The organism is Paenisporosarcina sp. HGH0030 (assembly GCF_000411295.1).
Taxonomy (GTDB): Bacteria; Bacillota; Bacilli; order Bacillales_A; family Planococcaceae; genus Paenisporosarcina.
This window is the reverse complement of the sequence record NZ_KE150425.1, coordinates 1-14,241: the sequence shown is the minus strand read 5'-3', so window position 1 is coordinate 14,241 and position 14,241 is coordinate 1. Positions and strand designations below refer to the sequence as shown.

The 14,241-nt window shown below is 42.5% G+C and carries 14 protein-coding genes and 1 rRNA gene; all 15 read left to right on the top strand.

The window, feature by feature from the left end; all coding sequences use genetic code 11:
• The first annotated feature begins 77 nt into the window (after positions 1–77).
• Positions 78–2,084 carry an ATP-dependent zinc metalloprotease FtsH gene (gene ftsH, locus HMPREF1210_RS16995; RefSeq protein WP_016429938.1) on the top strand — a complete coding sequence of 669 codons (2,007 nt, stop codon included), beginning with the start codon at positions 78–80 and terminating at the stop codon, positions 2,082–2,084.
• A 278-nt stretch (positions 2,085–2,362) separates the two neighbouring features.
• Positions 2,363–3,124, top strand: a complete 762-nt coding sequence (locus tag HMPREF1210_RS16990) for a type III pantothenate kinase (protein WP_016429937.1) — start codon at positions 2,363–2,365, stop codon at positions 3,122–3,124.
• Between the two features lie 19 nt (positions 3,125–3,143).
• Positions 3,144–4,025 (top strand): Hsp33 family molecular chaperone HslO, encoded by an 882-nt coding sequence (hslO, locus tag HMPREF1210_RS16985; protein WP_016429936.1) that lies wholly within the window; start codon positions 3,144–3,146, stop codon positions 4,023–4,025.
• The gene (locus tag HMPREF1210_RS16980; protein WP_016429935.1) at positions 4,009–4,947 is read left to right on the top strand and encodes a peptidyl-prolyl cis-trans isomerase; all 939 of its coding nucleotides are present in this window, start codon (positions 4,009–4,011) and stop codon (positions 4,945–4,947) included. The genes hslO and HMPREF1210_RS16980 overlap by 17 nt, the downstream gene beginning before the upstream one ends.
• 123 nt (positions 4,948–5,070) lie before the next feature.
• The gene (cysK, locus tag HMPREF1210_RS16975; protein WP_016429934.1) at positions 5,071–5,997 is read left to right on the top strand and encodes a cysteine synthase A; all 927 of its coding nucleotides are present in this window, start codon (positions 5,071–5,073) and stop codon (positions 5,995–5,997) included.
• Between the two features lie 223 nt (positions 5,998–6,220).
• Positions 6,221–7,639, top strand: a complete 1,419-nt coding sequence (locus tag HMPREF1210_RS16970) for an anthranilate synthase component I family protein (RefSeq protein WP_016429933.1) — start codon at positions 6,221–6,223, stop codon at positions 7,637–7,639.
• Positions 7,636–8,229 (top strand): aminodeoxychorismate/anthranilate synthase component II, encoded by a 594-nt coding sequence (gene pabA, locus HMPREF1210_RS16965; RefSeq protein WP_016429932.1) that lies wholly within the window; start codon positions 7,636–7,638, stop codon positions 8,227–8,229. The genes HMPREF1210_RS16970 and pabA overlap by 4 nt, the downstream gene beginning before the upstream one ends.
• Positions 8,229–9,086, top strand: coding sequence for an aminodeoxychorismate lyase (pabC, locus tag HMPREF1210_RS16960; RefSeq protein ID WP_016429931.1), 858 nt, complete (start codon positions 8,229–8,231; stop codon positions 9,084–9,086). The genes pabA and pabC overlap by 1 nt, the downstream gene beginning before the upstream one ends.
• Positions 9,083–9,934: a dihydropteroate synthase gene (gene folP / locus HMPREF1210_RS16955; RefSeq protein ID WP_016429930.1), complete on the top strand. Its 852-nt coding sequence runs from the start codon at positions 9,083–9,085 to the stop codon at positions 9,932–9,934. Before pabC ends, folP begins: the two co-directional genes overlap by 4 nt.
• A gap of 13 nt (positions 9,935–9,947) precedes the next feature.
• Complete coding sequence (folB, locus tag HMPREF1210_RS16950) at positions 9,948–10,316, top strand: dihydroneopterin aldolase (RefSeq protein WP_016429929.1); 369 nt, start codon at positions 9,948–9,950, stop codon at positions 10,314–10,316.
• The gene (gene folK / locus HMPREF1210_RS16945) at positions 10,313–10,831 is read left to right on the top strand and encodes a 2-amino-4-hydroxy-6-hydroxymethyldihydropteridine diphosphokinase (protein ID WP_016429928.1); all 519 of its coding nucleotides are present in this window, start codon (positions 10,313–10,315) and stop codon (positions 10,829–10,831) included. The genes folB and folK overlap by 4 nt, the downstream gene beginning before the upstream one ends.
• The gene (locus HMPREF1210_RS16940) at positions 10,783–10,995 is read left to right on the top strand and encodes a helix-turn-helix domain-containing protein (RefSeq protein WP_016429927.1); all 213 of its coding nucleotides are present in this window, start codon (positions 10,783–10,785) and stop codon (positions 10,993–10,995) included. The genes folK and HMPREF1210_RS16940 overlap by 49 nt, the downstream gene beginning before the upstream one ends.
• 16 nt (positions 10,996–11,011) lie before the next feature.
• Positions 11,012–12,037 carry a tRNA dihydrouridine synthase DusB gene (gene dusB / locus HMPREF1210_RS16935; protein WP_016429926.1) on the top strand — a complete coding sequence of 342 codons (1,026 nt, stop codon included), beginning with the start codon at positions 11,012–11,014 and terminating at the stop codon, positions 12,035–12,037.
• A 193-nt stretch (positions 12,038–12,230) separates the two neighbouring features.
• Entirely contained in the window at positions 12,231–13,721 is a 1,491-nt protein-coding gene (lysS, locus tag HMPREF1210_RS16930; protein WP_016429925.1) for a lysine--tRNA ligase, read from the top strand.
• Between the two features lie 393 nt (positions 13,722–14,114).
• Positions 14,115–14,241: ribosomal RNA gene (locus HMPREF1210_RS16925) — 16S ribosomal RNA — on the top strand; the annotation flags it as partial.

The window sequence follows — 14,241 nt, the reverse complement described above, 5'->3', positions numbered from 1 at the left end:
CATATCGTTGTACCCTTTTTTCTGCGTATGATAAGATTATCAATAGTTTTTCTGTATATTTTGTGAGGAGGCTTGGGATGAATCGAATATTTCGATACACCATATTTTATTTATTAATTTTCCTCGTGATTATCGGGATTTTTGGTACGTTTAACAGCGGGAAAGAACCAACCAAAGAAATCGATTTAGGCGAGTTCATAACAGCGTTAGATAGTGGAGAAGTGAAAGAGTTTTCCATGCAGCCGGACCAAGGGGTTTATGAAATACGAGGCAAGATGAAGGATTATAAAGAAGACGAAGAATTCGTCACCAATATTCCTCCTGAAATGGAATCTCTTCATAAGAAAATTTCTGATGCCGCAGTAACAGAAGACGTAAAAATCTTGAAAGCACCTGAAACAAGTGGTTGGGTGCAATTCTTCACTGGCTTAATACCATTCATTATCATCTTCATCCTATTCTTCTTCCTGTTGAACCAAGCTCAGGGTGGCGGAAACCGTGTGATGAATTTTGGGAAAAGCAAAGCGAAATTATATGACAACGAAAAGAAAAAAGTACGTTTCAATGACGTAGCAGGTGCAGACGAAGAGAAACAAGAACTTGTTGAAGTGGTTGAATTCTTGAAAGACCCTCGCAAATTTGATGTTATCGGCGCGCGTATTCCAAAAGGGATTCTTCTTGTAGGTCCTCCGGGTACTGGTAAAACGTTGCTTGCTCGTGCAGTTGCAGGAGAAGCAGGCGTACCTTTCTTCTCAATCAGTGGTTCAGACTTTGTGGAAATGTTTGTTGGGGTCGGGGCATCTCGTGTGCGTGACCTTTTCGAAAACGCAAAGAAAAATGCACCATGTATTATCTTCATTGATGAGATTGATGCAGTAGGTCGTCAACGTGGAGCAGGTCTTGGTGGCGGTCACGATGAACGCGAACAAACCTTGAACCAGTTACTTGTTGAAATGGATGGTTTTGGTGCAAACGAAGGAATTATTATTATCGCTGCAACGAACCGCCCGGATATTCTAGATCCAGCTCTTCTTCGTCCAGGACGTTTTGACCGTCAAATCACGGTTGGTCGCCCGGATGTTAAAGGTCGTGAAGCAGTACTTCAAGTACATGCCCGCAATAAACCTTTAGATGAACATGTGGATTTAAAATCAATCGCACAACGTACACCAGGGTTTTCTGGTGCAGATTTAGAAAATCTATTAAACGAAGCGGCTTTAGTTGCTGCTCGTCGTAATAAGAAAAAAATAGATATGTCCGATATCGATGAAGCAACCGACCGTGTTATAGCAGGTCCTGCGAAAACGGGTAAAGTCATATCTACAAAAGAACGTAATATTGTGGCCTACCACGAAGCTGGGCACGTTGTCATTGGATTGACATTGGATGACGCGGAAATTGTTCATAAAGTAACCATCGTTCCTCGTGGGCAAGCAGGCGGCTATGCCGTTATGTTGCCAAAAGAAGATCGTTACTTCATGACAAAGCCTGAGTTACTTGATAAGATTTCAGGTCTACTTGGTGGACGTGTAGCAGAAGATATTGTCTTCGGTGAAGTGTCGACAGGAGCTCACAATGACTTCCAACGTGCAACAAGCATTGCTAGAAGTATGGTAACGGAATACGGAATGAGTGATAAACTCGGACCGATGCAGTTTGGTCAAGCACAAGGCGGAAACGTCTTCTTAGGTCGTGACTTCAACTCTGAGCAAAACTATTCAGATGCGATTGCATACGAAATTGACCAAGAAATGCAAAGTATGATCAAAGAGCAGTACGCCCGCACAAAAGAAATTTTGACGGAAAAACGCGACTTGCTTGAGCTGATAGCGAAAACACTTCTTGAAGTGGAAACGCTTGATGCTGGTCAAATTCTACACTTGAAAGAACATGGTACTTTACCGGTTCGTCCGCATGAAGTTTCAAAAGATGAAGCTGCTGACAAAAAAGATGATGTAGAAACAAAGGTTGACGTAGTGACACCAGATGTTACGGGTGCACCAAACGATCCATCAACTGCTGATTTACCGAAGGAAGAACCGACGGTTGAACCTACAGGTGACATAAAAGAAGATCGTAAATAATAGAGAAAACACTTAGAGCTGATTGACCTCCCTTCGCGGAAGTCAATCAGCTTTTTTATGCACGATGAGTTATGGTATGATGACTTACAGAAAAGCGGAAAGCGCAATTTTAGTTCGACTCCGACGGTGGAAGAAACGAATCGAAAATTTCATTTTCGAATAAGTTTCTGAAGCGGAGGTGCGAACTGGCGCATGTAGCTAGATCATGAAAAGCGGAAAGCACCACTTTAGTTCCACAAATTTAAGCAACTTATTAATGGAATATGTGAGGTACAACAATGATACTTGTTTTAGATACGGGAAATACGAATATTGTTTTGGGTGTATATGATAAAGACCAGCTCATTCACCATTGGCGCATGGAAACCGATCGTTACAAAACGGAAGACGAATACGGCATGCAAGTGAAGGCGTTATTTAACCATGCAGGTATCGAATTTAGCCAAATTCATGGAATCATTATTTCTTCCGTTGTACCGCCCATTATGTTTTCATTGGAGCGAATGTGTCAAAAATACTTTGGCATTAAACCGCTTGTGGTAGGTCCCGGAGTAAAAACGGGCTTAAATATTAAATACGAAAATCCTCGTGAAGTTGGAGCTGATCGTATTGTTAACGCAGTCGCGGCAATCGATGAATACGGCCCACCACTGATTATTGTGGATTTCGGAACGGCTACAACCTATTGTTATATAAATGAAAAAGGCGAATATATGGGAGGTGCAATTGCACCTGGCATCGGGATTTCTACAGAAGCCCTATTCGCAAGAGCATCCAAATTGCCACGCATTGAATTGACGCAACCTGATAATGTAGTCGGGAAAAATACGATTTCGGCGATGCAAGCAGGTATTGTTTATGGATATGTCGGTCAAGTTGAAGGTATCGTAAACCGTATTAAAGCACAAAGTAAGGAAGAACCGACAGTTATCGCAACGGGTGGATTGGCGAATTTAATTGCGGCAGAATCAACTGTAATTGACACGATTGATCCGTATTTGACATTAAAAGGATTGCACATAATATACAAACGTAACTAATAAGAAAAGAGGACATACAATGAGTGATTATTTAGTAAGAGCATTAGCATTTGATGGCAAAGTGCGGGCATTTTCTGTGCGTACAACCGTTACGGTAGGGGAGGCGCAACAACGCCACGCAACATGGCCGACTGCATCTGCTGCTCTTGGCCGTACAATGACGGCTGGTGTCATGATGGGTGCCATGCTTAAAGGTGAGGATAAACTTACGGTAAAAGTAGAAGGTAAAGGCCCAATTGGTGCCATTATTGTAGATAGCAATTCAAAAGGGGAGGTGCGTGGATACGCATCGAATCCGCAAACTCACTTTGATTTAAATGAACATGGAAAACTTGATGTCCGTCGTGCGGTTGGCACTGACGGTATGTTGACGATTGTGAAAGATCTTGGACTTCGCGAATTCTTCACAGGTTCAGTTCCGATTGTGTCAGGTGAATTAGGTGAAGATTTCACGTATTACTTTGTAGCATCTGAACAAGTACCTTCTTCTGTTGGATTGGGCGTTTTAGTAAATCCGGATAACAGCATTCTGGCTGCTGGAGGGTTTATTATTCAGTTGATGCCTGGTATTGAAGATGAGACCATTACAATTATCGAAGAAAAATTGAGTTCAATGGAGCCCGTTTCGAAATTGATCGCAAAAGGGTTGTCTCCTGAAGAACTTTTACAAGAGATACTGGGTAAAGAAAATGTCCAAATTCTTGACCAAATGCCAGTTTCATTTGAATGTAACTGTTCAAAAGAGCGTTTCGGCACAGCCATTTTGGGGTTGGGAGAAGCTGAAATTCGAGAAATGATTGAAGAAGACGGAAGTGCAGAAGCGCAATGTCATTTCTGTATGGAAACGTATCACTATTCAAAAGAAGAACTGGAATCTTTTATCGATGAAATTAAATCATAATAATGATCGTCGTCCGATGGATGGTCGACCTACTCAGAGGAGATTGAAAACAAAACCAGTACTTATCGTATTAGGTCTTTTACTGCTAGGTAATTTATTGTGGTTCATCGCATGGATGATTCCGAATCAAAAAACTGGTGGCGGTGAAGAAGTTGCATCCGTTGGTGGTGAGAAAATCACCCGTGAAGACTGGATGGTCGCAATGGAAGAACAGTACGGAAAAGAAACACTTCTTGAACTTGTAAATGGTAAAGTGATGGAAGCGGCAGCGGAGAAATACGAAATTGAAGTAACGGATAAAGAAGTAGATTTGGAAATTGCCTTGATTCGTTCTGCTCAGGATAGTACAAATTCACAAATACATTCGCTCAATGACGATATGCAACGCAAACAAATGAGAGCGCAATTAATTTTAGATAAAGTGTTAACAAAAGATGTGGTAATTGAAGACGAACAAATTCAAACCTTTTACGATGAAAATCAGTCCCTGTATAATATCCCAACGACGTATCGGACGAGCTTGATTGTTTTGCAGTCTGAATCGGATGCACAGGAGACGCTAAAAGAACTTGAAAATGGTTCGTCCTTTGACGTGTTAGCTCGTGAACGTTCAGTTGACGTATCTTCAGCCAGCCTTGGCGGAGATATTGGCTTTATTTCGGAGGGTCAGGAGAATGTGGACTATTCAGTTGTAACGGCAGCTAGTAAACTGGAAATAGAGCAATATAGTGATCCTGTTCCCCTATCCGATGGAAGGTACGGCATTGTGTATGTGCAAGATATCGCAAAAGGGCGAGCTTTTTCATATGATGATGTAAAAAATCAGATTAAGAGAGAGCTAGCTTTGGAACAATTGCCACAATCTGTATCACCTGAAGCTTTCTGGAAAGAATTTGACACCGAATGGTTTTATGGTGAATAACATATACTTAAGCAGTTTTCTGATTCGTTCAGGGAGCTGCTTTTTGTTTGCGAAATGTCAGAAGAATTGGTAGAATTAAGGAAACGAAAACCAATTGAGTTACTAGGGATTAGGAGTGAGGAAATGACACGTGTGGGAAATTCAGTAGCTGATTTAGTGGGGAAAACCCCGATTGTGAAATTAAATCGTTTAACAGGACCTGAAGATGCAGAAGTCTATTTGAAGTTAGAATTCTTCAATCCAAGCAGTAGTGTGAAAGATCGCATTGCTCTTTCAATGGTAGAAGCGGCTGAGCGTGATGGGAAATTAAAACAAGGTGACACCATTATCGAACCGACAAGCGGAAACACAGGAATCGGGCTAGCGATGATTGCGGCGGCAAAAGGCTACAAGTCCGTCCTTGTAATGCCTGAAACCATGAGTTTGGAACGACGCAATTTATTGCGTGCTTACGGTGCAGACTTAGTGCTGACTCCAGGACCGGACGGAATGAAGGGTGCTATTGCGAAAGCAACTGAACTGGCTGAAGAAAATGGTTGGTTTATGCCGCAACAATTCAATAACCTTGCAAATCCGGAAGTGCATCGTTTAACAACAGGACCGGAAATTGTAGAAGCTATGGATCAACTGGATGCTTTCATTTCTGGTATTGGAACTGGCGGAACGATTACAGGTGCTGGTGAAGTGCTGAAAAAGAATTTCCCAGGCATTGAAATTGTAGCGGTTGAGCCAAAAGATTCAGCTGTTTTATCGGGTGGTCAACCAGGACCTCATAAAATCCAAGGAATTGGTGCCGGTTTTGTACCTGAAGTATTGAACACTGAAATATACGATTCTATCATTCAAGTCTCAAACGAAGATGCCTATGAAACTGCGCGTAAAGTGGCACGCGAAGAAGGAATTCTGGGTGGAGTTTCTTCAGGGGCAGCTGTATATGCGGCACTGGAAGTAGCACGCAAGATCGGAAAAGGAAAAAAAGTTTTAGCAATTCTTCCTTCGAACGGGGAACGTTATTTAAGTACACCATTATACCAATTTGATGAACAATAATAATGGCAGAGGAGAGAGCGGAGACGTTCTCTCTTTTTTGTGCCTAATAAAGTATCAACTTATACTAAAAACTTCCATTCTTTCATGAATCCTGGCACAAAGGAAACCATCCTTTCAGCGCCGGTGTCGAGCTTAAGTGGCACTTTACGCTTTTATTGTGGCTTTCAATAGGTCTTTCACGATAAGATGAAAGCGATAATTGTTTTTCAGGGGGAGACCGAACATGCGTGATGTTCAACTACAAACAACTACGATTTCTTTAAATAAAGATGAATTTTACTATGCCTATAAAGAATTAACGCAACATGAATCCTACCATATTTTGATGGAAAGCGGACGTGGAGGGCACTACAGCGTTGCTTCCTGGAATCCACTCGCAGTCGTTGAATCAACGGAAGGTGGATTGCGCATTGAATGGCGTGATGGAAAAGTGGAAGTGCGGCAAGGAGAAGCGTTGCAATTGGTCGAGGAATTGGTAGCCGAATATCAATTTGCACATATTGACGAGCTGCCGGATTTCCAAGGTGGTGCAGCAGGGTTCATTACGTACGATTATGCTCGTCAAATCGAAGCGTTGCCTAACGACACAGAGGATGACTTGCAAATTCCGGATCTGTACTTCTATTTACTCGATCAATGGGCGGTATTGGATATTGAAAAAGAACGTGTGCATGTTATGCATTTGCCAACCGTTTCAGTTGATTTGCAAGTTGAAAGTAACAAGTGGATGGAAGCTGCAAAAAAAGGCATCGCTTCTAGGATGTTTTCACCAGGTGCAGCAACCGAAGTGTTGGAAGATCATACTGAACTGCATGTGTCGATGACGGGGCTTGCTTTTGAAGAAGCTGTGCGTCGCATTCAAACATACATCGGACAAGGGGATGTATTCCAGGTCAACTTATCTGTACGCCAGTCGAAAGCGTTGTCCGTTTCACCGGTGACATACTACGAGGCATTGCGTTCTTTTAATCCCTCACCTTATATGGCGTTCATCCAATCGCCTGAATTTGCGGTTGTGTCAGGATCACCGGAATTACTGGTGAAGAAAAAGGGAGACGAGCTGTCGACACGTCCAATTGCTGGAACGCGTCCTCGCGGGAAGAACGAACAAGAAGACGAGCTTCTTGCAAAGGAATTGATCGATAACGAAAAAGAACGTGCAGAACACGTGATGCTAGTGGATTTAGAACGCAATGATTTAGGACGAGTGTCTGCGTACGGTTCTGTGGAAGTAAACGAGTTTATGGTCATTGAAAAGTATTCGCACGTGATGCATATCGTCTCTAACGTTCGAGGAACACTTGCTGAGAATACGTCAAATACAGAAGTAGTCCGAGCGGTGTTCCCTGGAGGAACCATCACGGGAGCACCAAAAATCCGCACAATGGAAATCATCGAAGAACTTGAACCGGTACGACGTGGTTTATATACGGGATCGATCGGATGGCTTGGTTATACAGGAGATTTGGAATTCAATATCGTCATCCGTACAGCATTTGTACAGGATGGCTTGGCACATATACAAGCGGGAGCTGGAATAGTTATTGATTCTAGTCCTGAAAACGAATATATCGAATCGCTAAACAAAGCAAAAGCGCTTTGGCAAGCAAAAGCAATGGCGGAAGGAGTGGGCAATAAATGATTTTAATGATTGATAACTACGATTCTTTCACTTATAACTTGGTCCAGTATTTCGGTGAACTTGGCGAAGAGCTACTTGTTAAACGAAATAACGAATTGACCATGATGGATATTGAATCGTTAAATCCGCAAATGATTGTTGTCTCTCCAGGACCATGTACACCAAATGATGCAGGCGTCAGTTTAGAAGTCATTACGCATTTTGCCGGTAAAATTCCGATTTTCGGTGTGTGCCTTGGCCATCAATCCATTGGACAAGCATTCGGAGGCAATGTCATTCGTGCAGAACGTTTAATGCACGGTAAAACTTCTCCAGTTCATCACGATGGAAAAGGTGTAAATGCGGGGATGCCCAATCCATTTACAGCGACGCGCTATCATTCCTTGATTGTTGAAAAAGAATCTCTTCCTGATTGTCTCGAAGTGACTTCTTGGACTGCAGAAGGTGAAATAATGGGGCTTCGTCATCGTGAATATGCAGTCGAAGGTGTCCAGTATCACCCCGAATCCATCATGACGGAAGCGGGTAAACAATTGCTTCGTAATTTCATTGAAACGTATTGCCATTCGGCAAAGAAGCAGGAAGCGTAATGTGGGCTTGGATGAATGGGGAATTTGTAAAAGCGGAAGAGCTACGCATTTCTCCTTTTGACCATGGCTTCCTCTACGGCTTAGGGTTTTTTGAAACATTCCGTACGTATGATGGAGAGCCTTTTTTGCTTGAAGAGCATTTGAAGCGGTTGCAACTCGCGCTCGATGAATTTCGAATGACGATAAAATTAGATATAGGCACGCTGACATCGGTTATTCAAGAGTTGAACGAGCGCAGCGGCGGAGAAGATGGCTATTTCCGTATGAACGTTTCAGCTGGTGTGCATGATATCGGTTTAGCGCCAGCCGAGTATGAAAAACCGACGTTAATTTTATTTAGAAAAGCACTGCCGCCGATGACGCGAGGAAAAGAAAAGTCGGCGGTATGGCTGGAAACGCATCGTAATACACCGGAAAGTGGAATGCGTCACAAATCACATCATTATGCCAACAACGTCCGTGCTCGCTTGGAACTTCCTTCACTAGCTGAGAAGGAAGGTTTCTTTTTGACGGAAGGTGGACATGTTGCAGAAGGCATTACCTCCAATATTTTCTGGGTTCAAGAAGGTGTACTGTATACTCCCTCACTGGAGACGGGCATATTAGCGGGAATTACTCGTGACTGGGTGTTGCGAGAAGCAACTGCACTCAACTTGCATGTAGAACAAGGGCTATTTACTCCAGATAGGCTGGAAGCGGCCAGCGAAGTATTTGTTTCAAATGCGGTACAAGAATTGGTACCAATTCGCCAACTTGGATCAAGATTTTTTGATGGAAAAGATGGGTTAATCTATACGCAGTTACATGAACTTTATGCAAAACAAGTGGAACGGGCAAACAAGGAGCGATTTGAGTGAATTTAATACATTACACAAAACTGTTCGAAGTGAATGGGATGGTATTTGATTTTCATAACGAAACGATTGTCATGGGAATACTGAATGTGACACCTGATTCTTTTTCGGATGGTGGACGTTTTAACGCTATAGAAGAAGCGGTTATTCATGCGAAAAAAATGGTGGCTGATGGAGCGAAAATAATTGATGTCGGTGGGGAATCAACACGCCCTGGTCATGATGCCGTAAGTGAAGAAGAAGAAATTTCACGTGTTATTCCTGTAATCGAAGCGTTGGTGCGTGAACTGGATGTGGCTATTTCGATTGATACGTATAAAGCGAAAGTGGCGGAAGCTGCCATCCTTGCTGGAGCTCATATTATCAATGACGTGTGGGGAGCGAAACGTGAACCTGCAATTGCTGAAGTGGCGGCAAGACTTGGCGTGCCGATTTTATTGATGCACAATCGTGATAACACGGAATACGCAAATTTCTGGCCGGATGTACGCAAGGATCTGGAGGAAAGTGTGCAAATAGCTAAAGATGCAGGCGTTCCTGATGAACAAATTTGGTTGGATCCCGGCATTGGATTTGGGAAAACGACCGAACAAAACATATGGATGATGCAGCATTTACAAGAAGTAGTGGAAATGGGATATCCCGTGCTGCTTGGTACATCCCGTAAGTCCATGGTTGGCAACATTTTAAATTTGCCTGTTGAGGAACGTTTGGAAGGAACCGCAGCAACCGTTTCCTTCGGTATCATGCATGGATGTCATATGATGCGTGTACATGACGTGAAAGAAATCGTTCGTACAGTACGTATGATGGATGTATTGACTGGTAAACAACCATATATAGAACGTTAAGGGGCGAAAATAAATGGATTATATTCATGTGAACGATATGGAATTTTGGGGCTATCACGGTGTGTTTGCTGAAGAAACAAAACTCGGTCAACGATTCCGTGTAACCTTATCATTGGCAGTGGACTTACAGGAAGCTGGTCAAACGGACAATCTTGAGAAAACCGTTAACTATGCAGAGGCATTCTTTGTTTGCCAAAAGATTGTAGAGGGTGAACCTGTGAAGCTTGTGGAAACGGTGGCAGAGCGAATCTCACAAGAAATTTTGACGAAGTTTGAAGGGATTGTAAAAGGTTGCAAAGTGATGTTGATTAAACCTGATCCCCCGATTCCTGGGCATTACCGTTCGGTAGCTGTTGAAATTACGCGAGGTACATATGTATGAATACCGCCTATCTTTCGTTAGGGTCGAATTTAGGTAATCGTTTCGAGATGTTGCAAGATGCGGTTAAAATGCTGCAAATGGAGAACGATTTAGAAGTCACTGCAGTGTCGTCGGTTTATGAGACGGACCCAGTCGGTTATACTGAGCAAGCATCTTTTTTAAATATCGTCGTTGAAATCAAGAGTCCATTAACTGCGGATGAAATCCTTTTTATTTGCTTGGAAACCGAGCAGACTCTAGGGAGAATTCGTGAATTTCGTTGGGGACCAAGGTGCATAGACCTTGACATTTTGCTCTATAATGATGAAAATATAGTGTCAGAGAAACTGACTGTCCCTCATCCACGAATGCATGAACGAGGGTTTGTTCTCGTTCCGTTGATGGAATTATTGCCTGAAGGCATACATCCAGTAACTGGTGTGTCTTTTCGCAAGTATGCAGAAGGACAGAAAGAAGGCGTTCACGTATGGAAAACAATCGATGGGGTAGACGCATTCGTGCGTTTAGAAAACTAAAAGCGATGAAGCAACTCGACTTTGCCAAACAAATTGGAATGTCGACATCTATTTTAGGGCAAATCGAGCGTGGAACTCGAGTACCAACACAACAACAACTAGAAACAATGGCATCCGTGCTGAATATAGAGGTAGAAGAGTTAATGGGTGAGACAAATTCATAAGAAAGGAGGATGAACAATGACTAGAATGAGTGAAAAGCCTTTTCAAATCGGTAAACACATCATGGATAACCGTGTAGTATTGGCGCCGATGGCAGGTATTTGCAACTCGGCATTCCGATTGACCGTTAAAGAATTTGGCGCAGGACTTGTTTATGCTGAGATGATCAGCGATAAAGGAATCGTGCACAAAAACGAAAGAACAATGAACATGCTATACATCGATGACAGAGAAAATCCGTTGTCATTACAAATTTTCGGCGGTGACAAAGAAACACTTGTTGAAGCTGCCAAATATGTGGATCAAAACACAACGGCTGATATTATCGATATCAATATGGGTTGTCCGGTTTCAAAAATCATTCGATGTGAAGCGGGAGCTAAGCTATTGCTTGAACCAGAAAAGATTTACGAGATGGTTGCGGCGGTTGTAGATAACGTGAAGAAACCCGTGAGTGTGAAAATGCGTACTGGCTGGGATCTAGATCATTTATACGCAGTTCAAAACGCACAAGCAGTTGAACGTGCGGGTGGTTCAGCTGTAGCTGTTCACGGACGTACACGTGTACAAATGTATGAAGGTCATGCTGACTGGGATATCATTCGCCAAGTAAAAGAAAACGTCAACATTCCGGTTATCGGTAATGGTGATGTTGAAACACCTCAAGATGCGAAGCGTATGCTAGAGGAAACCGGCGTTGATGGTGTTATGATTGGTCGCGCGGCTTTAGGTGACCCTTGGATGATTTACCGCACGGTAGAATATTTGGAGTCTGGTGAGTTAAAGCCAGAACCATCTGTTCGTGAGAAAATGGATGTCTGCTTACTTCACTTCGAACGTTTAGTGGCACTTAAAGGTGAATACGTTGCCGTTCGAGAAATGCGTAAACATGCTTCATGGTACTTAAAAGGCATCCGTGGAAACGGAAAAGCTCGTAACTTGATTAACCAAACTGAATCCGCACAAGAGTTGCGTGCATTCATTAACAACTTTGCAGATGAGCAAATGGCTTTAGGCCGTGAACTTGAGACAAGCGTTATATAAAACGTGTTATTAGAGCTGTCACTTTTGGTGATAGCTCTTTTATATATAGAAATAATTTCTCGGAATTATGGAAATTCCAAGAGATTTTTCCGAAATATCAATAAAGACGTGAAGACGTATGTGAAATTGTGTACAATAGGTTCATTATGAATGGCTAACTGGAGCTATCAAAAGAAAAGGGAGTGAAATGAACATGTCTCATTTAGATGAATTAAACGATCAACTTTTGGTGAGACGCCAAAAGATGACTTCTATAAGTGAAAGTGGTCTTGATCCATTTGGTGGACGTTTCGAACGTTCGCATTTATCTGAAGGTATCCGCAAGGAGTTCGATCAATTTTCAAAAGAACAATTAGATGAAGAGCCAAAAGAAGTAACAATTGCCGGAAGAATCATGACGAAGCGTGGAAAAGGGAAAGCTGGATTCGCTCACCTTCAAGACTTCGATGGACAAATCCAAATCTATGTACGCAAAGATGCAATTGGTGAAGAAGCTTACCATTTGTTCACGACTGCTGACCTAGGAGATATCGTGGGTGTTCGTGGTGCGGTTTTCCGTACACAGGTTGGAGAACTTTCAGTTAAAGCGACTGAATTTACATTCTTAACGAAAGCACTTCGTCCGATGCCTGAAAAATTCCATGGCTTAAAAGATGTGGAGCAACGATACCGTCAACGTTATTTAGATTTGATTACAAGCCAAGACAGCAAACATACATTTATTACACGTAGCCGTATCATCCAATCGATGCGTCGTTATTTGGATGGACAAGGTTTCCTTGAAGTTGAAACACCACTTATGCATGCAATTGCGGGTGGAGCAGCAGCTCGTCCATTCATTACACACCACAATGCATTGGATATGACTTTATATATGCGTATCGCAATCGAGCTTCACTTGAAACGTTTAATCGTCGGTGGGCTTGAAAAAGTATATGAAATTGGACGCGTATTCCGAAACGAAGGAATCTCAACGCGTCACAACCCTGAGTTCACTATGCTTGAGTTATATGAGGCATACGCTGATTACCGTGATATCATGGCGTTGACTGAAAACGTAATCGCACATGTTGCCCAAGATGTCCTGGGAACAACGAAAGTAATGTATGGGGAAGATGAAATTGATTTATCTCCAGGCTGGAAACGTCTGCACATGGCAGATGCAGTCAAAGAAGCTACTGGAGTAGACTTCTGGGCAGAGATGACGAAAGAACAAGCACACACTTTTGCAAAAGAGCACGGGGTAGATGTGAAACCTTCTATGGAAGTGGGACATGTTCTTAACGAGTTCTTCGAACAAAAAGTGGAAGAGTCATTAGTTCAACCTACTTTCATTTATGGGCATCCAGTGGAGATCTCGCCATTGGCTAAGAAAAATCCTGAAGATGGACGCTTTACAGATCGTTTTGAGTTATTCATTGTTCGTCGTGAGCATGCAAATGCCTTTACGGAATTAAATGACCCAATCGATCAACGCGAACGCTTTGAAGCACAGCTTGTTGAAAAAGAAGCGGGTAATGATGAAGCACATGAAATGGACGACGACTTTATCGAAGCGCTGGAATACGGAATGCCGCCAACAGGTGGACTGGGAATCGGGATTGATCGTTTAATTATGTTGTTAACGAACTCTCCTTCGATTCGCGATGTACTGTTATTCCCACAAATGCGTCATCGTGATTAAGTAAACAATACAAGAAAGAAGTCGGGTTACGTCCCGGCTTCTTTTTTGTTTTCAATGAAAAATTAGGGGTCTATTATTTTAATAATCTTTTAATTTTAAAAAGACTTGTGCACCCTTTTGTATGGTGGTATAGTAATCAAGTCGCCAAAACAAGCGGCAAACAAAAAAGAAAAAGCAAAACTTTTTGTTGACATGACAATCTGAATTTGCTAAGATATAAAAGTTGCTGTCGCGAGAGTGACCAACGAAATGAACCTTGAAAACTGAACAGCAAAACGTCAACAATAAAGCGGAACACACTTCGGTGTGGGAAGCAAAACTTGAACTTAATTGTTCATTTTAAAACGTCATTAATTTGACGCCAGCAACAAAGTCGAGCTAATCGACTCACCTATTATGGAGAGTTTGATCCTGGCTCAGGACGAACGCTGGCGGCGTGCCTAATACATGCAAGTCGAGCGGAATGATGAAGAAGCTTGCTTCTTCTGATTTTAGCGGCGGACGGGTGAGTAACACGTGG